A 19,899-nucleotide genomic window follows, 5' to 3' on the forward strand; every position below is an offset into this window, starting at 1 on the left:
CGGTGGCTTCTGTCTACGCGTCGTTCCGGCGATGTGACAGGGAACGCTAAGGTCGGGCCCATGAGGTTTCTGATGACGAGCGTGGGCACGGCGAACTCCGACGAGACGCTCCAGATCGAGATGGGCAAGTTCGTCGAGGAACTGACCCGGGCGGGCATGCTCATCGCCACCGGCGGCATGGAGCTGGGCGGCAGCGTGATCACGTCCGTGGGCGGCGAGATCACGGTCACGGACGGGCCGTTCGCCGAGGCCAAGGAGATGGCGGGCGGGTTCGCCCTGATCGAGGTCGGTTCCAAGGAGGAGGCGTTGGAGCTCTCCAAGCGCTTCTTCGCGATCATCGGTGACGGCGAGGGTCGCATCCAGCAGATCTACGGATGACGGGCGACGTCCACGCGGCGATCAACACGGTCTGGAGGTCCGAGTCCGCCCGGATCATCGCGGGCCTGACCCGGATGGTCCACGACGTGGGCCTGGCCGAGGAACTCGCCCAGGACGCCCTGGTCGCCGCCCTCGAACAATGGCCGGATCGCGGCGTGCCCGGCAACCCCGGCGCCTGGCTGATGACCACCGCCAAGCGCCGGGCCGTCGACCACCTCCGGCGTACCGCACGCCAGGACCGCAAACACGCCGAACTCGCCCGCACCTTGGAACAGGACGCCCGCGACGAGGTGACCCCGGCGCAGGGCGGCGAAGACGAGACGGTTCCGGGGCGGGACGGCTGGGACGGGGTGGTGCTGGATGACGACATCCTGCGGCTGATGTTCGTCTCCAGCCACCCGGTCCTGCCCACCGAGGAGCGGACCGCCCTCACGCTGCGCCTGCTGGGCGGCCTGACCGCACAGGAGATCGCCCGCGCGTTCCTGGTCCCCGAGCAGACGGTCGCCCAGCGCATCGCCAAGGCCAAACGCACCCTGGCCGAAGAACAGATCCCCTTCGAACTCCCACCCGCCGCCGAACTCGCCGCCCGCCTGGCCTCCGTCCTTGAGGTCATCTACCTGATCTTCAACGAGGGCTACTCCGCCACCGCGGGCGACGACCTCATGCGCCCCGCGATCGCCCTGGAAGCCCTCCGCCTGGGCCGCCTGCTGGCCGGGCTGGCCCCGTCCGAGGCCGAAGTCCACGGCCTGGTGGCCCTCATGGAGATCCAGCAGTCCCGCGCCGCCGCCCGCACCGGACCCTCCGGCGAACCCGTGCAACTCCACGAGCAGGACCGCTCCCAGTGGGACCGCGACCTCATCGCCCAGGGCTTCGCCTCCATGCTGCGCGCCCGCGAGTCCGGGGGCGCCCTGGGCCCGTACGTCCTCCAGGCCGCCATCGCCGTCTCCCACGCCCAGGCGGGCAGCGCGGAGGAGACGAACTGGCCCCAGATCGCCGCCCTGTACGGCGCGTTGGTCCGGCTGGTCCCCTCCCCAGTGGTCCAGCTCAACCGAGCCGTAGCCGTAGGCATGGCAGAAGGCCCGGAAGCCGGCCTGGACCTGCTGACCGACCTGACCACCGACCCGGCCCTGAAGGACTACCACCCGCTCTCGGTGGTCCACGGCGACCTCCTGGCCCGCCTCGGCCGCCACGCCGAGGCCGGCACCGCCTTCGAACGCGCCGCCGCCCTGACCCGCAACACCGCAGAACGCGCCTTCCTCCTCAAACGCGCCACCACCCCCCTGCCCCCGCACCCCGATCCCCCCAGCACCACACCCACCCCAGGCCAGGAGTCCGGTGGCATCCCCGCCCCGGGCACCGAGGCAACCGGTTCCACCGTGGGCGACGCCGCCAGCCTGGCCGCAGGCGGCACTCTCACCTCGGGCGAAGTGGACAGCCGGACCGCAGGCGGCGCTCTCACCTCGGGCGAAGTGGACAGCCTGGCCGCAGGCGGCGCATTCGTCCCGGGCCAGGAGTCCGGTCTGGTCCCAGACGCTGCGCCTGCCCCTGCGCCTGCGTCGGGGGAGGCGGCCGGTCGTGGCGCCGGTGCTGCGATCGGCCTGGGTGAAGCGGCGGAGCGGTTCCTGGCTCGGGACGACCTGGACGCACAGACCATCCGTTCCTACGGCCAGACGATGCGCCGCCTGCGCATGGACATCGGCCCGCGTACGCCGCTCTCCGAGGTGACCCCGGCGAAGGTAGCCCAGGTCTTCGCCCTCGCATGGGGTACGGCGGCGCCCAAGACCTGGAATCGGCACCGCGCCGCCGTACGCTCCTTCTCGGCCTGGGCAGCGGCCTCAGCGGCCTCGGCAGCCTCAGCGGCTTCGGCGGACGCGGCGGCTTCGGCGGCTTCGGCCGACGCAGCGGCCTCGGCGGACGCGGCAGCCTCAGCGGTTTCGGTGGCCTGGGGGGACGCGCAGGCATGGGGGGACATCTCGGACCTCGCGGCCGCTCTGGAACGCAGGCCGGAGACCCGCGAACGCCGCCCGCCCGTGGACGCCGGCCGATTGGCGGACCTGTGGCAGCACCCGTCGCTGCGAGAAAGGACGCTGTGGCGCCTGATCTACGAATCGGGCGGCGGGGCCGGTGCGGTCCTCGCGCTCAACGTGGAGGACCTGGACCTGGCTGCCCGCCGCGCCCCTGGTGCTGGAAAGGGCTGGCTGACCTGGGGTGACGAGACGGCTGCCCTGTTGCCTTCCCTGCTGTCCGGGCGCAGCAGGGGCCCGCTGTTCCTGGCGGACCGGCGGCCGGTGCCCGCCCGCATGCCCAGGCCCGAGGATCTGTGCCCGGACACGGGCCGTGGCCGCCTGTCGTACGAGCGCGCCGAGTACCTCTTCAAGAAGGCATCATGTGGCTTCACTCTTCTCCAGCTCAGCTATTGGAATAGAGCATTCCGTTCTGATATAGTAGAGCCATCGAACGGCACCGAAAGGGAACCCTGATGACTGAGTGGACCATCCTCGACCAGGCTCACACCGCGCTCCGCCAGGCCGTCGCCGGCATCCCGCAGGACGGCTGGCAGCTCACCACCCCCTGCTCCGAGTGGACCGTCACCCAGGTGTTCCAGCACGCCGTGGGCGACCAGCTCGGCTACGCCAGCTTCCTGAGCGACACCCCGCGCCCCGAAGAGGACCCGTTCGCCCCCTCCGGCACTCTGTCCGCCCCCGCCGGCGACCTCCTGGACAACGCCCTGCAGGCCGCCAGCTCCGCATGGGCAGCCGTAGACCGCGACGCCCAAGACGTCCCCGTCCCCGTGCCGCCCTTCAACCTCCCGGCCCCCGTGGGCGCAGGCGCCTGCGCCCTGGACGCGGCCGTCCACGCCTGGGACATCGCCGTCGCCACCGGCCGCCCCTCCCCGCTCACCGCCGACCTGGCCCGCGACCTGCTCCCGATCGCCCAGCAGATCGTCGAAGGCCCCCGCGCCTACGGCTACTTCGCCGCCGCCCTCGAGCCCGAGACCGGCGACGACGCCGTCGCCACCCTCCTCCGCTACCTCGGCCGCACCCCCACCTGGACCCGCTAACCCCTCCCACCCCCACAAGCCACCCCAGCCCCCTCAGACCACCCCATCTCCACCCCAACCACCTCCACCCCGACGAGCGCCAGCCCCTGGACTCACCGCCTCCGAAGGCCGGGACCCACCCCTGGGTCCCGGCCGTTCCTGTGTGCTGGCCGGATCGGGCTGCGGCTGGCCGAGAGCGGTTAGCTGTGGGTGGTGGGGTCAGTTCGGGGTGGGGTCAGGTTCGGGGGCGCGGGGCTAGGCGATGGGAGGTCGACTGCGTGGGTGGAGGGGGCAGGTTGGAGGCGCCGCGGGGCCGAGCAGGGCGGGAGGCGCCGTGGTGCCGGGCAGGGCGGGAGGCGCCGTGGGGTCGGCCAGGGCGGGAGGCGCCACGGTGCCGGGCAGGGCAGGAGACAGACGCCACGAGTTGGGCGAGGCAAGTCGGGGCCCGAAGGCAGTTGGGAGATGGATAGCACGAGGTGGGTGGGGCAAGTCAGGGGCCCGGGGCAGGCGGGACAGGGATTGCGTGAGGTGGGCGGGGCAAACCTGGGCGGCGCGGAGTCAGGCGGGAGGGCGCGGACAGTGTGCGGGCGCCAGCGGGGTGTGACGGGCGCCAGCGGGGTGTGACGGGGGTGGGCAAAGTCGGGGGGCGTGGCGAGGGGGCGGGGTGGGCGGAGCTGGCCGGGAAGGGTGAGGGCGGAGCGGGACGAGCAAGGTGGGGCAGAGCTGGACGGCAACAACGGCATGTGGGCGAGGTGGGCATACCGGGTCAGGTGGATGAGCGGCGAGGCCAGGTAGACCAAGGCAGGCGGGTGGTGGTCTCGGAGAGGGTTCGTGATCCAGGACCCGAAAGGGCACGGCAGGTCCCGATAGGCGCGCGACAGGTCCCAACCAGGGCGCGACAGGTCCCAACCAGGGCACGGCAGGTCCCCACAAGGGCACGGCAGGTCCCAATAGGCGCGCGGCAGGTCCCCACAAGGGCACGGCCGGTCCCAAACCAGGGCGCGGCAGGATCCACAAGGGCGCGAGCGAGTGGGGATGTGGGGTCAAGGAGGCGGGGTTCACCAGCTCAGGAGGGTGGGGCGGGTTTTGGGGAGGGGTGGTGGGCCGGAGCGGTGGAGGTGGAGGGCGATGGGGGCGAGGATGGCGGTGAGCAGGATCGTCACGATGGGGTCGGAGAGGGTGGCGGCCTTCAGGACGCCCATCCAGGTGAGGTGGGGTAGGACGATCAGCAGGGCGCGCGCGGTGCCGAACAGGCCGGTGCGCCAGGCGGCTGCGGCCAGGAGGATGCCGCCTAGGAAGGGGCCTGCTGAGCACCAGACGGGGACGCGCCAAGGGCCGTAGGAGATGTCGACGTATTGGGACATGACGGTGGTGGTGGCCTCTGCTACGCCCAGGACCTCCGTTAGCTGGAAGGCGGTCTGGTCGGCGCCGGCGAAGTACAGGCGGGCGAACAGGCCGGCGATCACCAGCGTGGCGCCCCAGTAGGCCAGGCGGGTGCCGATGAGCTGGGCGAGGGTCAGGTAAGTCGGGAACAGGAGGACTACGCCCAGGACGAAGACGGCGTAGGCGAGGGTGACCAGGTCGGGGTTGAGGGAGTAGGCCAGGAGCTGGCCTGGGCCGGCGAAGTCCTGGGCTGCGGCCCACTGGCGTTGGCCGGGAGTGAGGATGACCTCGGTGAGCAGGTAGCGGAGGAGGAGGCCGGCGCACCAGGTCAGCGGGCCCACGATCAGGGTCAGTGCGGCGATGCGGTTTCCCGGGAGGAGCATGGGGGCGACTCTGCCCAGGGGGCGGAGGCCGGGGCATCCCTCTATCGGCAGGTGGGTTGCTCTACTTTCGTCAGCATTTCGTGTCGGGGGCCGGGGGGAGTCTCGTGTCTGTCAGGTAGCGGTCTATGTGGGTGCGGGCGCAGGGGTTGAACGCGTACAGCGTGTGACCGGGGCCTTCGTGGCGGACCACCGCGCTGCCCGGGACCTGGTTCACCACGCGCTGCACCGCGTCCGACTCCCCCCAGGCTCCGGTGCCCAGGAGCGGGGGCAGTCCCTTGGGCAGTGGCGTGGGCGGGTTGGTCACCCCTGCCGGCCAGCCTATGCAGGCCAGGGTGCCGGCGGCCAAGGTGCCGGCTTCGCCGGTGCTGGGGGCCAGTTTCCTCAGGCGATTCACCTCGGTTGTCAGGGAGGCGCGGGTGGTGGCCCTTGGCCAGTCGGTGCACTCCGTGACGCCGGTGAGCTGGTCGGGGTAGCGGCCGCCCTGCTCGGGGACGAAGCCGGAGGCATCCCCGCGGCGGGCGTCGTCGATCGCCTTGGCCAGCTTGCCCCAGGCCGCGGGGCCGCCACGGGTCAGGCCCAGGAACAGGTTCTGGAGGTCTCGGCCGTTGTAGGCGACTCCGGGGGAGCTCTTGGCGGGGATCGGGGTGCGGTTGGCGGCGGCCACCAGCGACTGCCACCGGCGGGCCGAGCCGCTGCCCTTCCAGGTGAAGTAGCGGGCGGCGAACTGCTCGTTGGTCCTGGCCATGGCGTCCTGCTCGGTGCTCCAGTCGGCGGCGCTGTGGTTCCAGGTGCCGTCCAGGGCCATCGTGCGCACGTTGCCGGGGAACAGGCGGGCGTATGCCTGGCCGTAGAAGCCTGCATACGAAGCGCCGTAGTAGTTGAGCTTGGCGCCGCCGGTCGCCCTTCTGATCGCCTCCATGTCGCGGGCGTGGTCGGCGGAGCTCATGTTGGCGAAGAGCTCGGGGTCCTTGTTGCGGCAGGTCTCGGCGTAGCTGCGGTTGGTGGCGGCCAGGCGGCCGAACTCGGCGTCGTCGCGGGGGACGGGGGAGAGCGGGATCCTGGTCCAGACGCAGGACAGGCCGGTGCTGAGGCCCTGGAACTGCTCGCCGTAGCCGCGGGTGTCCCAGGTGAGGAGGTCCATGCGGCGGCGCAGGCCGGCCCAGCTCTCGGCCGTGCGCTGGGTCAGGGCGATGCCGGGGCCGCCGGGCCCGCCGTACGCGATCAGGACGGATCCCTCGGACCTGCCGGTCGCCTTCAGGCGGCCCACCTTCAGGGTGATCGTGCGGCCGTCGGGTTTGTGCCAGTCGGCGGGGACCGTCAGGTCGGCGCACTCCATGCCGATCTTGTCGCCCGGGCATGGGGTCCACTGCAGGGCAGACGGCGTGGGGGCGGGGGTCAGGGCCAGGAGCACGGTGGCCAGGGTTCGAAGCATGCCGTCAAGGATCCGGGTAAGCGGCCTGGGAGGGCGTCGGACCACGGTCTGAAGAAAACAGGCCGTGGTCCGACTGGGGTATGTCAGCCCACGGTACGGCGGAGCGCCTCGCCGGTCAGGGAGCCGGGGAAGGCCAGCAGGTCGGCCGGGGTCCCCTCGAAGACGATCTCACCGCCGTCCTTGCCGCCGTCGGGACCCAGATCGACGATCCAGTCGGCGTGCATGATCACGTCGAGGTTGTGCTCGATGACCACGACCGTGTTGCCCTGGTCGACCAGGCGGTTCATCAGCGCCAACAGGGTGCCGACGTCGGACATGTGCAGGCCGGTGGTCGGCTCGTCGAGGACGTAGACGCCGCCGGTGCGCTGGAGCTGGGTGGCCAGCTTGATGCGCTGGCGTTCGCCGCCGGACAGGCTGCTCAGCGACTGGCCGAGGCTGAGGTACTCCAGCCCGACGTCGATCAGCCCCTGCAGCTTGGGCCGCACGGCCTTCTCGGTGAAGAAGTCCACCGCCTCCTCGGCGGGCATCTCCAGCACGTCGGCGATCGACTTGCCGCGCAGCCGGTGCGCCAGCACAGCCTCCTTGAAGCGGCGGCCGTCGCAGGTGTCGCAGTGGGTGGTGACCGGGTCCATGTAGGCGACCTCGGTGATGATGACACCTCTGCCCTGGCATTCCTCGCAGGCGCCGTCGGAGTTGAAGCTGAACAGCCCGGGCGGCACGCCGTTGGCCTTGGCGAACAAGGAGCGGACGGTGTCCATCACGCCGATGTAGGTGGCGGGCGTGGAGCGGGTGGAGGCGCCGATGGCCGACTGGTCGACGAAGATCGACTCGGGGTAGGTGGTCATGAAGACGTCGGCGATCAGGCTGGACTTGCCGGAGCCCGCCACGCCGGTGACCGCGGTCAGGACGCCGGTCGGGATGCTGACCGAGACGTTCTTCAGGTTGTGCAGGCTCGCGCCTTCGATGGGGAGCTTGCCGTCGGGGGTGCGGACCCGCTCCTTCAGGGTGCCCGTGGCGCGCAGGCCGGCGCCGGTGCGGGTGTCGGCCGCGCGCAGTTCCTCGACCGTGCCCTGGAAGACGATCGTGCCGCCGTGGGCGCCCGCGCCGGGGCCGACGTCGACCACGTGGTCGGCCACCGCGATGACGTCGGGGTCGTGCTCGACGACCAGCACGGTGTTGCCCTGGTCGCGCAGCGCGGCCAGCAGCGTGTTGAGGCGGCCCACGTCGCGCGGGTGCAGGCCGGTGCTGGGCTCGTCGAAGATGTAGGTGACGCCGATCAGCGTGCTGCCGAGGTGTTTGACCAGCTTCAGCCGCTGGCCCTCGCCGCCGGAGAGCGTGGCGGTGGCGCGGTCGAGGCTGAGGTAGCCGAGCCCGATGCCGGCCACCCGCTCCAGCGCGACCCGGGCGCCGTCGGCCAGTGGGTTGCCCAGCCCGCCCAGGTGCTCGATCAGGTCGGTGATCTGCATGGCGGCGTACTCGGCGATGTTCTTGCCGTTGACGCGCGGGGCCAGCGCCTCGGGGCTGAGCCGGGCGCCGCGGCACAGCGTGCAGACGCCCTCGGTGATGAACGGCCTGATCTGCTCGCGGGTCTTCTCGCTGGTCTCGCGCTTGAGCTTGGTGCGCACGAAGTTGTCCAGCAGGCCCTCGTAGGTCATGTTGAACATGCCGCCGACCGAGACCTTGCCGGTGCCGTGCAGGAACTCGTGCTCCTCCTTCGGCGAGTAGTCCTTGACCGGCTTGTCGGGGTCGAGCCGCTCGTGCTTGCCGTACACCTGCCAGGCGGCGCCGCCCACCTTGTAACCCGGCAGCAGGATCGCACCCTCGTTGAGCGATTTGTCCCGGTCGACCATCAGCTCCAGGATCGGCTGGACCGATCGCCCGATGCCATCGCACTCCGGGCACATGCCCTTGGGGTCGTTGAAGGAGAAGAGGTTGACCGGCAGCCCGCTCTCCCGCGAGAACAGGCCGCGGATCATCGGCATGATGTCGGTCATGGTGCCGACGGTGGAGCGGGCGTTGCCGCTGACCGGTTTCTGGTCGACGATGACCGGCGTGGTCAGCCCGCTGATGGAGTCGGCGTGGGGGCGCTCGTACTTGGGCAGCTGGTTACGGATGAACCAGCTGAAAGTCCCGTAAAGCTGGCGCTGAGCCTCGACCGCGATGGTGTCGAAGACGATCGAGGACTTGCCGGAGCCGGAGACGCCGGTGAACACGGTGATCTGGTTCTTGGGGATCTCCAGGGAGACATCCTTGAGGTTGTGCTCCCTGGCCCCGACAATCGTGATGGTTTCGCGCACCGGCGCAGACTAGCCGCCGGTACCGACAAATCCCTACACGCCCAGTGACCGCTTCAGGAACTCCACCTGGAGCAGCATCAGATTCTCCGCCACGACCTCCTGCGGCGTCATGTGGGTGACTCCCGACAGCGGCAGCACGCTGTGCTGACGGCCGGCGGCCAGCAGCGCCGAGGAGAGCCGGAGCGTGTGCGCGGCCACCACGTTGTCGTCGGCGAGACCGTGGATCAGCAGCAGCGGGCGCTCCAGCTTGGCCGCGTCGGCGAACAACGACGACTGGTCGTAGACCTCCGGCTGCTCGTCCGGGTGACCGAGGTAGCGCTCGGTGTAAGCCGTGTCGTACAGCCGCCAGTCGGTCACCGGGGCGCCGGCCACGGCCGCGTGGAAGACGTCCGGCCGGCGCAGCACCGCCAGCGCGGCCAGGTAGCCGCCGAACGACCAGCCCCTGATCGCCACCTTGGTCAGGTCGAGGTCGCCCGCGTACTGCTCGGCCACGCCGTGCAGGGCGTCGATCTGGTCCTCCAGCACCGGCCCGGCCAGGTCGTTGAGCACCGCGCGCTCCCAGGCGGGGCCGCGGCCCGGCGTGCCCCGGCCGTCGGCCACGATCACCGCGAAGCCCTGCTCGGCGAACCACTGGCTGGCCAGGTAGGCGCCGTGGGCCGACAGCACCCGCTGCGCGTGCGGCCCGCCGTACGGGTCCATGAGGACGGGCAGCTTGCCGGAGCCGGACTCGTACCACGAGGGCAGCACCACCGCGGTGGACAGCTCCCTGCGGCCGGAGCGGCCGAGCGAGACGCGCAGGTCGAGGCCGGGGCGCTCGGCCAGCGACGGGATCGGGACCGCCATCCCGTCACGGCGGACCACGGTCGTCGAGACGCCCTCGTTGTCCAGGGTCTGCTCGCTCAGCACGCCCACGCCGCCGGCCATGCGGCCGGTGAAGACGCCCGAGCGCGTGGAGACCGGCAGGAGGGAGGCGCCGTCCCAGGTCCAGAGCTGGATCTCGCTGGGGTCGCCGCCGCTGGCGCGGAAGAGCACGCTGTCGTGGTCGACGGCGAGCACCTCGCGCACCTGCAGCGTGGGCGGGGTGACGGCGCGCTCGCCCACGAACAGGCGGTTGCCGCCGTCCAGCGCCCCGATCCAGACCAGCGAACCGTCGTCGAGGTGCGCCGGCACGCCGCCGAACGCCTCCACCCAGGCGGCGTCGCGCTCCTCGCGCACGATCGCCGAGGCGCCGGTCAGCGGGTCGACGGTCAGCAGGCGCAGCGACTTCTGGTCTCTGGCCATGGTCACGATCGACAGCGCGTGGGAGTCCCAGGCGGCCGCGGCGAGATACTCGTCGTCGTACGGCACCGCCACCCGCGAGCCGTCCAGGCCGAGGACGAACAGTTCGACGCGCGCGTTCCGGGTGCCCGCCGCGGGATAGCGCTGAGGTACGGCGGGGCGGTCGGGATTGGCCGGGTCGGCGATGTACCACTCCGGGACCGGCGCCTCGTCGGCCCGCTCGACCAGCACCTTGTCCCCGTCGGGCGACCACCAGTAGCCGCGCATGCGCTCGAGTTCCTCGGCGGCGATGAACTCGGCCAGGCCGTACGTCACCGTCGGGGACTCGGGGGCGGCCAGTGCGCGGTCGCGGCCGGAGGCCAGGTCGTGCACGTGGAAGGCGCCGCCGGAGACGTAGGCGAGGCTCTGGCCGTCGGGGGACAGGCGGGGGTCGACGACCGCGCCCGCCGTCTCGATCTTCCTGGTGCGGCCTGAGGCCAGCTCGGTGAGGTAGAGCCCGCCGGCCAGCGCGAACGCGGCCAGCGTGACGTCGGCGTCGGTGGAGTAGGCGACCACGCCGCCGGCCTGCTCACGGCTGCGCTCGCGGCGGGCGCGCTCCTCGGGCGGGAGGTTCTCCTCGTCGGCGCCGGAGAGCTTGCGCGGGTCGACGACCAGGCGCTCGACGTGTGTGGCGGTGTCGAGTTCCCACAGGCAGGTCACCGGGTCCACACCCGACTGGGTGCGCAGGAAGACCACCCGCCCGCCGTCGGGAGAGATCGTGAAGCCCCTCGGCACTCCGAGGGTGAAGCGGCGGGTCCTGGCCGACAGGCGCGGGAAACTCTCACTCATGGTCCTCATCCTGCCAGCAAGGGGGGATTGGTTAGTCTCTGGCATATGACTGATCGGCGGCTGCTTCTCGTGCATGCGCACCCGGACGACGAGACGATCGGCACAGGGGCGACGATGGCGCGGTACGTGGCGGAGGGCGCCCACGTCACGCTGGTGACCTGCACACTCGGCGAGGAGGGCGAGGTGATCCCGCCGCGGCTGGCCCATCTGGAGGGCTCCGCCGACCTGGGCGGGTACCGCGCGAGGGAACTGGCCGAGGCGCTGAAGGCGCTCGGCGTCGAGGACCACCGCCTGCTCGGCTACCGCGACTCCGGCATGATGGGCGCGGCCGCCAACGACCTCGAGGCCGCCTTCTGGCGCGCGGACGTGGACGAGGCGGCCGGACGCGTGGCCGAGGTGATCCGCGAGGTGCGCCCGCAGGTCCTGATCACCTACGACGACAACGGCTACTACGGTCATCCCGACCACATCCAGGCCAACCGGGTGGCCGTGCGCGCGTTCGAGCTGGCCGCCGACCCCGCCCACGGCTCCGGGCAGCCGTGGCAGGTCGCCAAGCTCTACTACACGGCCACCGCCAAGTCGGTCATGCGCCGCGACGCCGAGGCGCTGCGCGAGGCGGGCACCGGCTTCCTCGTCGAGGACCCCGACGACCAGCCGTTCGGCTGCGCCGACGAGGACATCACCACCGAGATCGACGCACGTCCCTGGCTGGGCGCCAAGCTGGACGCCATGCGCGCGCACGCCACCCAGATCATCGTGAAGGAGCCGTTCTTCGCGCTGTCCAACACCATCGGCCAGCGCGCGGCGGGCGTGGAACACTTCATCCTGCACCGGGGCGAGAAGGGCAGGGCCCTGCCCGGCGCCCCGGTCGAGGCCGGCGGCCTGGGCGAGCCGTACACCCGCGAGAGCGACCTGTTCTCCGGCATCCACTAACCTCGTTCGCCATGGAGCAGTCGGCGTTGGGTGGCGCGGCCTACGGCATGTTGTTCGTGCTGGGCCTCGCGATGGGCCTGGTCGGCGGGTTCACCCACGCGTGGTACCTCGGGCCGGTCCCGGCCGCGGCGATCGTCTGGGTGCTGTTGCTGCTGGGGGCGTGCCTGGGGGCGGGCAGGATGATGCGCGCCAAGCTGGCCGCCGCCGCGATCGCCGTGGGCTGGCTGCTGGTCTCGATGCTGTTCTCGATCAAGCGCGCCGCGGGCGATCTGGTGATCGCCGCCGACGTCGCGGGCTACGTCTATCTGTACGGCGGCGCCGTCGCGCTGGTCGTGGCCTTTCTGCTGGCGCCGTCCTCACCGGCCTCCGGGTCGTGGCTGCTGCGCGGCCACGAGCCGGGCAACCCGCAATAGGACGAGGGGGCAGCCGGTCTGCGGGCGGCTGCCCCCTCGTGGTCTGGCGGAACCTACTGAACCGAAGGCGTGGGTTCCGGCGTCGGCTCGGTGGGCTCCGGCGTCGGCTCGGTCGGCGGCACGCTGGCCGTCGGGTCCGGGCACGTCGGGACGTCGGTGGCGGTCGGGGTCCCCGGGTCCGTCGGGGTGCCCGGATCCGTCGGAGTGCCCGGGTCGCTCGGCGTCGGAGTGCCGGTCGGGGTCGGAGTCGGGGTCGGAGTCGGGGTTGGCGTGGGGGTCGGGGTCGGGGTGCTCGCGTCGGGCACGCCGGGCTGTGCGGGTACGGCGGGCGTCCCCGGTGTGCCGGGGCCGGGGGTAGCGGTGCCGGTGGGCACGGGCGGAGCCGGCTGGCAGGTGAACGTCGCGGTCACCGTCACCGTCTCGGGCGGCGGCGCCGGGGCCTGCTCGGTGACCGTGACGGTCTGGGTGACGGTGCTGGTGACGGGCGGCGCGGTGACCGTGGCCGTGACGGTGGCGCCGGGCGGAGCCGGGGCCGTCGCGGTGACGGTCTTGGTGGGCCACGGCAGCTTCTTCATGCTGACAGCGGGTTTGCCCTTTTTCTTGAACGAACCCTTGCCGAGTTTCTTGCTGGCCTGCCCCGCCCCGGTCGTCACGGGGAGCTCCGCGGTCGCGGTCCGGCATGACTTGGCCTTGCACACCCGCTGCTTGACCGTGAAGCGGGCGGCTCCGCCGTACCGGATGGCGACGTCCAGATAGGAGACGCCCTTCTTCTTGACGACCTTCGTCTTGGCGGTGTACGTCCCAGTCGAGGGGGTCGCGCTCGGTGTGGCCGCTAAGGCGACCTGCGCGCCGATGGGGTGGCCGGCGTCTCGTAGGGGGTCCGATGCTGACGTCTGGGTGACCGCGACGCCGCCGACGGTGGCGAGAGCCACCGTTCCGGCTACCGCGGTCCAGGTGGTGAATCGCATGATCCTGCTCTTTGGGGAGATTTCAGGACGTGGATCATTATTCCGACTTGTCAAGATTGGTCAAGGGGTGAGTAGTCTCAACATCACCTACCGGATTCGCCGGGCGGTAAACCTCGTGACCCTCGCGACGCCCCTCGGCCTGCTCATCGCCAAGGCCGGCGGCGCCGTCAGGCAGCCTGGTCCCGACGGGCTGATCCTCGCCTTCGGCTACCGCTACCGCTTCCCGATCGCGGGCGCCTTCACCGTGGGCAACGTCGTCCTCACCAGGCACCACAGCCTGGACGAACGCCTCATCCGGCACGAAGGCCGCCACGCCACCCAGTGGGCGTGCTGCGCCGGGCTGCCCATGCTCCCGCTCTATCTGCTCGCCATGTTCACCTCCCTGCTCATCTGTGGACACCAGGCCTCCTACAACGTGTTCGAACGCCTCGCCAACCTTGAGGACGGCGGATACCCCAGGAAGGCCCCCTGGTGGAGAAGACGCCCAAATGGGGATCAACAAGTGTGATCGCTCGGTGACAGTTCGGTGACAGGGAGCAGGGGGCAGCTCATGACGCAGACCGTTCACAGGCCGCAGTGGCCGGAGGACTTCCGCGACCGGCTCACCGGCCCCCTGCCCGAGTTCCGCGAACTGCTGAGCGCGGCCTGGCACGGCGGTTTCCGTCCCGACACCGGCGACGCCGACCAGATCCCCGTGCTGCGCAACGGCGGCCTGCCCCGCGCCGGGACCGGCCAGACGACGGTCACGTGGGTCGGCCACTCCACCTTCGTCCTGCAGGTCGGCGGGCTCACGATCCTGACCGACCCCGTGTGGTCGCGCCGCATCCCCGGTACCCGGCAGCGCCTGACGCCGCCCGGCGTCGCCTGGAGCGACCTGCCCAAGGTCGACGCCGTGGTGATCAGCCACAATCACTTCGACCACCTCGACGCGCCCACGATCCGCAGGCTGCCGAGGGACACCGCGATCTTCGCGCCCGCCCGGCTCGGCCCCTGGTTCACCAGGCGCGGGTTCCGCCGCGTGCACGAGCTGGACTGGTGGGAGTCGGCCTACCTCGGCGAGGTGCGCTTCGACTTCGTGCCCGCCCACCATTGGAGCCGGCGCACGATCTGGGACACCTGCAAGACCCTGTGGGGCGGCTGGGTGATCGGCGGCTCGGTGTACTTCGCCGGTGACACCGCCTACGGCGATCGGCTGAAGCAGATCGGCGAGCGGTACGCCGGGGACCTCGAGGTGGCGCTGATGCCGGTCGGCGCCTACGAGCCCAACTGGTTCATGAAGACCTCCCACGTCAACCCGGCCGAGGCCGTCCAGGGCTTCCTGGACGTGGGCGCGCGGCGGATGGCCACCATGCACTGGGGCACGTTCCTGCTGTCGGGGGAGCCGCTGCTGGCCCCGGTCCAGGCCGCGCGGGCGGCCTGGACGGAGCAGGGACTCCCCCGGGAGGCCCTGTGGGACCTGGCGGTGGGGGAGACGCGGGGGTTCACGGGCGGAGCGTGAGCGTGTGCGCCGCCGGCGCGCGCATCGGGATGAGCCGGCCCTGGGCCCACACCTCCGACTGGTCCCCGTAGTTGTCGTGGAAGGCGTGGCCGGAGGCGCCGGTCAGGTTGATCCACTGCGACTTCCCCAGGTCGCTGAGGTCGGCGACCATGCGCATCGAGGGCACCGCGTTGACCTCGTAGCCCCGCTGGGCGTTCCAGCCGGTGGCGTTGACCGCGTCCTTGCCGCCGGGCAGGCTCAGCGGGCCGCGGTTGAACAACATCTCGATCGGAGCGATGCCCGAGGCGCCGAAGGAGGCGTTGGTCAGCGTCAGGGTGTGCAGCTCGCCCCAGCGCCACTGCCTGACGTCCGCGCCGAGGCGGTCGGCGAGCTCCTGGTAGGCGTCGGCCATGGCCTGGCGCAGGACGCCGTCGCGGGTCTCGGTGAGTTCCTTGGTGGTCGTGTCGTCCCAGAACGGGTCGTCGGAGCGCTCCAGCAGGTCGCCCACGACCTCGTACCACCGGTCGCCGCCGGCCGGCCGCGCGGCCTCGGGCAGGTCGTCGTCGAACAGGCCCTTGAGCAGGTGCCGCCAGACGGCGTTGAAGTAGGCGGCCGGGGCCGAGTCGAGGGTCTGGGAGCCGTCCCAGTCCTTCAGCATCCGGCGGGCCTCGACGGCGGGGCCGGCCAGGTTCACGTTCATGAGCGCGGGCACCAGCGTCTCGGCGAAGCCGTTGCGGGTGTCCTGCTGGATGCGGGACATGGCGGCGGCGTCCAGTTTGCCCTTCTTGATCTCGGCTTCCAGCAGGCCGGCGATGCGCTGGGAGCGGTAGCCGTACGCCCAGTCCTTGGTGAGCAGCGGTTTGTAGCGCCCGGGGTCGATGACGGCGTTGTTGGCCGTGACGATGTAGCCCTCGGAGGGGTCGGAGACCGTCGGGAGCTGGTCATAGGGGATGGGCGCGGTCTTCCACTCGTACTCGCCGGTCCAGCCGGGCACCGGCCAGGTGCCGTCGCCCTTCTCCCGGACGGGGATGCGGCCGGGCGCCTGGTAGCCGATCCTGCCCTCCGTGTCGGCATAAATCAGGTTCTGGGAGGGGACTTCGAACAACGCCGCCGCCGCCCGGAACTCGTGCCAGTCGGTCGCCTGGTTGAGGTCGAAGATCGCATCGACGGTACGGCCCGGCATCAGGGCCGTCCACTGCAGAGCCACGGCGGTGGCCTCTCCGGTGGGTTTGACGCTCTCCATGACCTCGTTGACCAGCGGCCCGTGCCGGGTCGAGCGGACCGTGATCGTCACCGGCGCCCCGCCGGCCACCTTGATCTGCTCCTTCCTGGTCTCGAGCTTGGCCCACTCGCCCTTGTAGAGGTAGGTGTCGTCCTTGACCTGCTCCAGGTACAGGTCGGCGACGTCGGGCCCGAGGTTGGTGAAGCCCCAGGCGAACCTGTCGGTCTGGCCGATGATGACGCCGGGCACGCCGGAGAAGGTGAAGCCGGTGACGTCGTACATGCACGCCTCCGACTTCTTCCTGCAGTGCAGCCCGGCTTGGTACCACACCGAGGGCATCGCGGGCGACAGGTGCGGGTCGTTGGCCAGCAGCGGCTTGCCGCTCACCGTGTGCTCGCCGGAGACCACCCACGAGTTGGAGCCGATGCCCTCGCGCTCGGGCGTGCCCATCGTGCTGCGCACGGCGTCGAACGCCTCGGCCGCCCCGGTCAGCGCGGACACGCCCTTGACGCGCGGCTCGGCCTTCTCGTCGAAGCGGTCCTGCGCGATCGCGCCCTGGGTGACGATCGGCTGGTGCTTGGCGAACGGGTAGCCGGGATAGAGCTGATCGACCCGCTCCCTGGGCAGCTTGGCGGCGGCCAGCGCCCGGTCGATCTCGTCCTCCATGTTGGAACGCAGGTCCCAGGCCATCGCCTTGAGCCAGGCCACCGAGTCCAGCTTCGACCAGGGCTCGGGCCGGTAGGCGGAGTTCTGGAGCTTGAGCACGGAATACTCGAGACTGCGGTCGGAGGCGTTGGGGTTGGCCGCCAGCCAGGCGTTGACGCCCTTGGCGTAGGAGTCGAGGTAGCGCCGGGTCCGCTCGCTGAGCATGGACAGCTCCTGCTCGGCGATCCGGCGCCAGCCCATGGTCCTGATGGCCTTGTCGTTGCCGAGCGTGGCCGCGCCGAACATCTCCGACAGCCGGCCGGCGGTCACGTGGCGGCGGAAATCCATCTCCCAGAAGCGGTCCTGGGCGTGGACGAAGCCCTGGGCGAGAAAGAGGTCCTCGGCGGTGTCGGCGTAGAGGTGCGGGACGCCGGAGCGGTCACGCTTGACCTCCACGCTCCCGGTCAGCCCCGCGATCTTGAGCTCCCCCTCCACCTGGGGGAACGACTGCCGGACGATGACCACGACGACTCCCGCGAGCACCAGGCCCAGTGCCAGGACCACCGTCAGCAGCCGCGCCAGCCACCGCAGCGGCCATGGCAACCCCGCATAGGGCCTAACCCTCACGAATACCTCCATCTCGCCAGCTCGCACCAGTGTGGCACCAGCGAGTGAGTGCGAAGGCCGATGCGGAGAGGATCTCTGCCATCCGGAAATATGGGGAAACCAGCCGCGCGGCCCGGGGCAATAACGCGTGTCATGACGGACACCCGAAAGGCACGATCGTGGAGGAGACCGGTCAGAAGCCCTGATCCGGGTTCGGGCGGACGGCATGGCAGGGACCGTCCGCCCGAGGGCGCACGCCTCCTTCTTTGCGGGGGCGCGGAGGACAGTGCGCCATTGGGCAACGTAAGCAGGGCGACGTTGCATGCAGGTTGCCGAGATCACCGCTTTCCTGGGGAAATGCCGGAGGGTGCCCATACCGGCATGGCCATATCAGGGAGGAACGGCCGTCACGTTTCTCCCACGCGCTCCGTCAACGTGACAGAAGCACACAGCGCGACCTTGGAGACAGTCATGACCATCCTGATCACCGGTGGCACCGGCGCCCTCGGCCGGCTCGTCCTGCCGCTCCTGCGCGAAGCCGGTCAGGAACTCCGCGTCCTGACGCGTGGCGAGCGCCCGGCCGAGCCCGGCGTGACCTACGTCCGCGGCGACCTGCTCAAGGACGAAGGGGTGGACGCCGCGGTCGAGGGCGTCCACACCATCCTCCACCTGGCCGGCGGCGCCAAGGGCGACGACGTGGCCGCCCGCAACCTCGTGCGGGCGGCGAAGCGGGCCGGAGTGCGCCACCTGGTCCACATCTCGGTCATCGGCGCCGACCGGGTGCCGCTCGCCTGGTTCCGCGGCAAGCTCGCCGCCGAGCGGGAGATCATGGGCTCGGGCCTGCCCTGGACCGTCCTGCGCGCCGCCCAGTTCCACTACCTGGCCCTCAACGTGGTGAAGGCGATGGCCAAGCTCCCCGTCGTCCCGATCCCGGGCGGGCTGCGCTTCGAGCCGGTCGACGCCCGCGACGTCGCCGCCCGCCTGGCCGAGCTCACCCTGGGCAGCCCGGCCGGCCTCGTGCCCGATCTCGCAGGACCCACGGTGTACGGCCTGGCCGACCTGCTGACCGGCTACCTGGCCGCCACCGGCCGGCGACGGCTCACCCTGCCGATTCGCATGCCGGGCAAGGCGGGCAGGGCCTACCGGGCCGGGGACAACCTCACGGCGGACGGCGAGCGCGGCGCCCGCACGTGGGAGGCGTTTCTGGCCGAGCAGCCGAAGGCGCCGGTCATCGTTCGATAGCCCAGGTCTGCCCGCCGGGCGTGTCGGCGACCTTCACCCCCATCTCCGACAGCTCGTCCCTGAGCCGGTCGGCGGCCGCCCAGTCACGCGCCTCCCGGGCGCGGGCCCGCCGGTCGAGCAGTTCGGCGGCGCCCGGCGGCAGCGCGGGCGCCTTGCCGATCTCGCTGGACAGGTCGAGCCCGAGCAGGTGGTCGAGATGCAGGAAGGTCTCGAACTTGGCGCCCGGCGGCACCGCGGGATCCCGCTCCAGCTCGCGCAGGACCCGCAGCCCGGCCGGGGTGTCGAGGTCGTCCTCGAAGGAGTCCAGTACCCGCGTGGCGTGCCCGGCCGACAGGGGGGCGCTGGGCGACTCGGCCCACTCGGCGACCCGGGACCGCCAGCGCCGCAGGGTGCGGTCGGCGGCCCGCAGGATGTCCCAGCTCAGGTTGACCTGCTGGCGGTAGCGCTGCTCCAGGAACGCCAGCCGCAGCGCCAGGGGATCCAGACCGGCGTCGGTCACGTCCTGCAGCAGCACCACGTTGCCGGTGGACTTGGCCATCTTCCTGCCGTCGAACAGCAGGTGCTCGCCGTGCACCCAGCGCCGCACGACCTCGTGGCCGGCGGCGGCGTCGGACTGGGCCCGCTCGTCCTCGTGGTGGGGGAAGCGCAGGTCGATGCCGCCGGTGTGGATGTCGATGTGCTCGCCCAGGAAGCGCATGGACATGGCCGAGCACTCGATGTGCCAGCCGGGGAAGCCGGTGCCGCCCCACGGGGTCTGCCAGGTGAAGTCCCGGTCGGACTGCTTCCAGAGCGCCCAGTCGGCGTGGAAGCGTTTGCGCGGGTCGACGCCTTCGCGGTGGCCGGGCTTGAGGGCGTCAAGCCGGTTTCCGGAAATTTCGCCATAGGTGGGGAAGGTTTCGGCGGCGAAGAACACCGAGCCGTCGGGCACCGCGTAGGCATGGCCCTTCTCCATCAGCTTGACGATCAGCTCGATCATCAGGTCGATGGTCTCGGTGGCCCGGGGCGTGACGTCGGCCGGCCGTACGTTGAGGGCCGCGCAGTCGCGCCGGAAGGCGTCCTCGTAGAAGCGCGCGACGTCCAGCGTGGACCTCCCCTCGGCCCGCGCCTGCATGAGGATCTTGTCCTCGCCCGTCTCCGCGTCGTCCACGAGATGGCCCACGTCGGTGATGTTCTGGCAGGTGCGCACGCGCATGCGGCGTGCCTCGAGCACCCGGCGGATCAGATCCGACAGCAGGTAGGTGCGCAGGTTGCCCACATGCGCGAACCGATACACGGTCGGACCACAGGAGTACATCCGGACAACGCCGGACGTGGGAGAAATCGTCTCCGCCTTCCTGGTCCTCGTGTCATAGATCCGCAACATGACCCGAGCTT

The 19,899-nt window shown here is 71.1% G+C and carries 15 protein-coding genes; 8 read left to right on the forward strand and 7 right to left on the reverse strand.

What is annotated here, in order from left to right; genetic code table 11:
- The first annotated feature begins 60 nt into the window (after positions 1-60).
- From FVE25_RS25185 to FVE25_RS25195, 3 genes are read left to right on the forward strand one after another with little or no spacing between them, the layout of a single operon-like run.
- Entirely contained in the window at positions 61-378 is a 318-nt protein-coding gene (locus FVE25_RS25185) for a YciI family protein (protein WP_157249496.1), read from the forward strand.
- Positions 375-2,858, forward strand: a complete 2,484-nt coding sequence (locus FVE25_RS55360) for an RNA polymerase sigma factor (RefSeq protein ID WP_246267399.1) — start codon at positions 375-377, stop codon at positions 2,856-2,858. Before FVE25_RS25185 ends, FVE25_RS55360 begins: the two co-directional genes overlap by 4 nt.
- Positions 2,858-3,439, forward strand: coding sequence for a TIGR03086 family metal-binding protein (locus FVE25_RS25195; protein WP_157249497.1), 582 nt, complete (start codon positions 2,858-2,860; stop codon positions 3,437-3,439). Before FVE25_RS55360 ends, FVE25_RS25195 begins: the two co-directional genes overlap by 1 nt.
- 1,037 nt (positions 3,440-4,476) lie before the next feature.
- Here FVE25_RS25195 and FVE25_RS25200 read toward each other — a convergent pair.
- The 4 genes from FVE25_RS25200 to FVE25_RS25215 form a co-directional block, all read right to left on the reverse strand.
- Positions 4,477-5,184 carry a hypothetical protein gene (locus FVE25_RS25200; RefSeq protein WP_157249498.1) on the reverse strand — a complete coding sequence of 236 codons (708 nt, stop codon included), beginning with the start codon at positions 5,182-5,184 and terminating at the stop codon, positions 4,477-4,479.
- 70 nt (positions 5,185-5,254) lie between these two features.
- Positions 5,255-6,616, reverse strand: coding sequence for an alpha/beta fold hydrolase (locus FVE25_RS25205; RefSeq protein WP_157249499.1), 1,362 nt, complete (start codon positions 6,614-6,616; stop codon positions 5,255-5,257).
- Between the two features lie 83 nt (positions 6,617-6,699).
- Complete coding sequence (locus tag FVE25_RS25210) at positions 6,700-8,913, reverse strand: ATP-binding cassette domain-containing protein (RefSeq protein WP_157249500.1); 2,214 nt, start codon at positions 8,911-8,913, stop codon at positions 6,700-6,702.
- A gap of 33 nt (positions 8,914-8,946) precedes the next feature.
- Entirely contained in the window at positions 8,947-11,019 is a 2,073-nt protein-coding gene (locus FVE25_RS25215) for a S9 family peptidase (RefSeq protein ID WP_157249501.1), read from the reverse strand.
- 45 nt (positions 11,020-11,064) lie between these two features.
- Here FVE25_RS25215 and mshB point away from each other — a divergent pair, with 45 nt between their 5' ends.
- Positions 11,065-11,952 carry an N-acetyl-1-D-myo-inositol-2-amino-2-deoxy-alpha-D-glucopyranoside deacetylase gene (mshB, locus tag FVE25_RS25220; protein WP_157249502.1) on the forward strand — a complete coding sequence of 296 codons (888 nt, stop codon included), beginning with the start codon at positions 11,065-11,067 and terminating at the stop codon, positions 11,950-11,952.
- An 11-nt stretch (positions 11,953-11,963) separates the two neighbouring features.
- Positions 11,964-12,365 carry a DUF6113 family protein gene (locus tag FVE25_RS25225; RefSeq protein WP_157249503.1) on the forward strand — a complete coding sequence of 134 codons (402 nt, stop codon included), beginning with the start codon at positions 11,964-11,966 and terminating at the stop codon, positions 12,363-12,365.
- A 53-nt stretch (positions 12,366-12,418) separates the two neighbouring features.
- Here FVE25_RS25225 and FVE25_RS25230 read toward each other — a convergent pair whose 3' ends face one another.
- The gene (locus tag FVE25_RS25230; RefSeq protein ID WP_157249504.1) at positions 12,419-13,333 is read right to left on the reverse strand and encodes a hypothetical protein; all 915 of its coding nucleotides are present in this window, start codon (positions 13,331-13,333) and stop codon (positions 12,419-12,421) included.
- Positions 13,334-13,400: 67 nt separating this feature from the next.
- Here FVE25_RS25230 and FVE25_RS25235 point away from each other — a divergent pair, with 67 nt between their 5' ends.
- Together FVE25_RS25235 and FVE25_RS25240 are read left to right on the forward strand one after the other, a co-directional pair.
- On the forward strand, positions 13,401-13,841 hold the full coding sequence (locus FVE25_RS25235) for a hypothetical protein (RefSeq protein WP_157249505.1): 441 nt from the start codon (positions 13,401-13,403) through the stop codon (positions 13,839-13,841).
- 42 nt (positions 13,842-13,883) lie between these two features.
- Positions 13,884-14,831 (forward strand): MBL fold metallo-hydrolase, encoded by a 948-nt coding sequence (locus FVE25_RS25240; RefSeq protein ID WP_157249506.1) that lies wholly within the window; start codon positions 13,884-13,886, stop codon positions 14,829-14,831.
- Here FVE25_RS25240 and FVE25_RS25245 read toward each other — a convergent pair.
- Positions 14,815-17,304, reverse strand: a complete 2,490-nt coding sequence (locus FVE25_RS25245; RefSeq protein WP_246267401.1) for a penicillin acylase family protein — start codon at positions 17,302-17,304, stop codon at positions 14,815-14,817. The two genes, FVE25_RS25240 and FVE25_RS25245, sit on opposite strands and share 17 nt — an antisense overlap.
- 450 nt (positions 17,305-17,754) lie before the next feature.
- On the opposite strand from FVE25_RS25245, the gene FVE25_RS25250 reads away from it, so the two are divergent.
- Complete coding sequence (locus FVE25_RS25250; protein ID WP_157249508.1) at positions 17,755-18,525, forward strand: SDR family oxidoreductase; 771 nt, start codon at positions 17,755-17,757, stop codon at positions 18,523-18,525.
- On the opposite strand, the gene cysS is transcribed toward FVE25_RS25250, so the two are convergent.
- Complete coding sequence (gene cysS, locus FVE25_RS25255; RefSeq protein WP_157249509.1) at positions 18,512-19,888, reverse strand: cysteine--tRNA ligase; 1,377 nt, start codon at positions 19,886-19,888, stop codon at positions 18,512-18,514. The two genes, FVE25_RS25250 and cysS, sit on opposite strands and share 14 nt — an antisense overlap.
- Positions 19,889-19,899: the final 11 nt, after the last annotated feature.

It is taken from the genome of Nonomuraea typhae, from assembly GCF_009760925.1.
GTDB classification, from domain to species: Bacteria; Actinomycetota; Actinomycetes; order Streptosporangiales; family Streptosporangiaceae; genus Nonomuraea; species Nonomuraea typhae.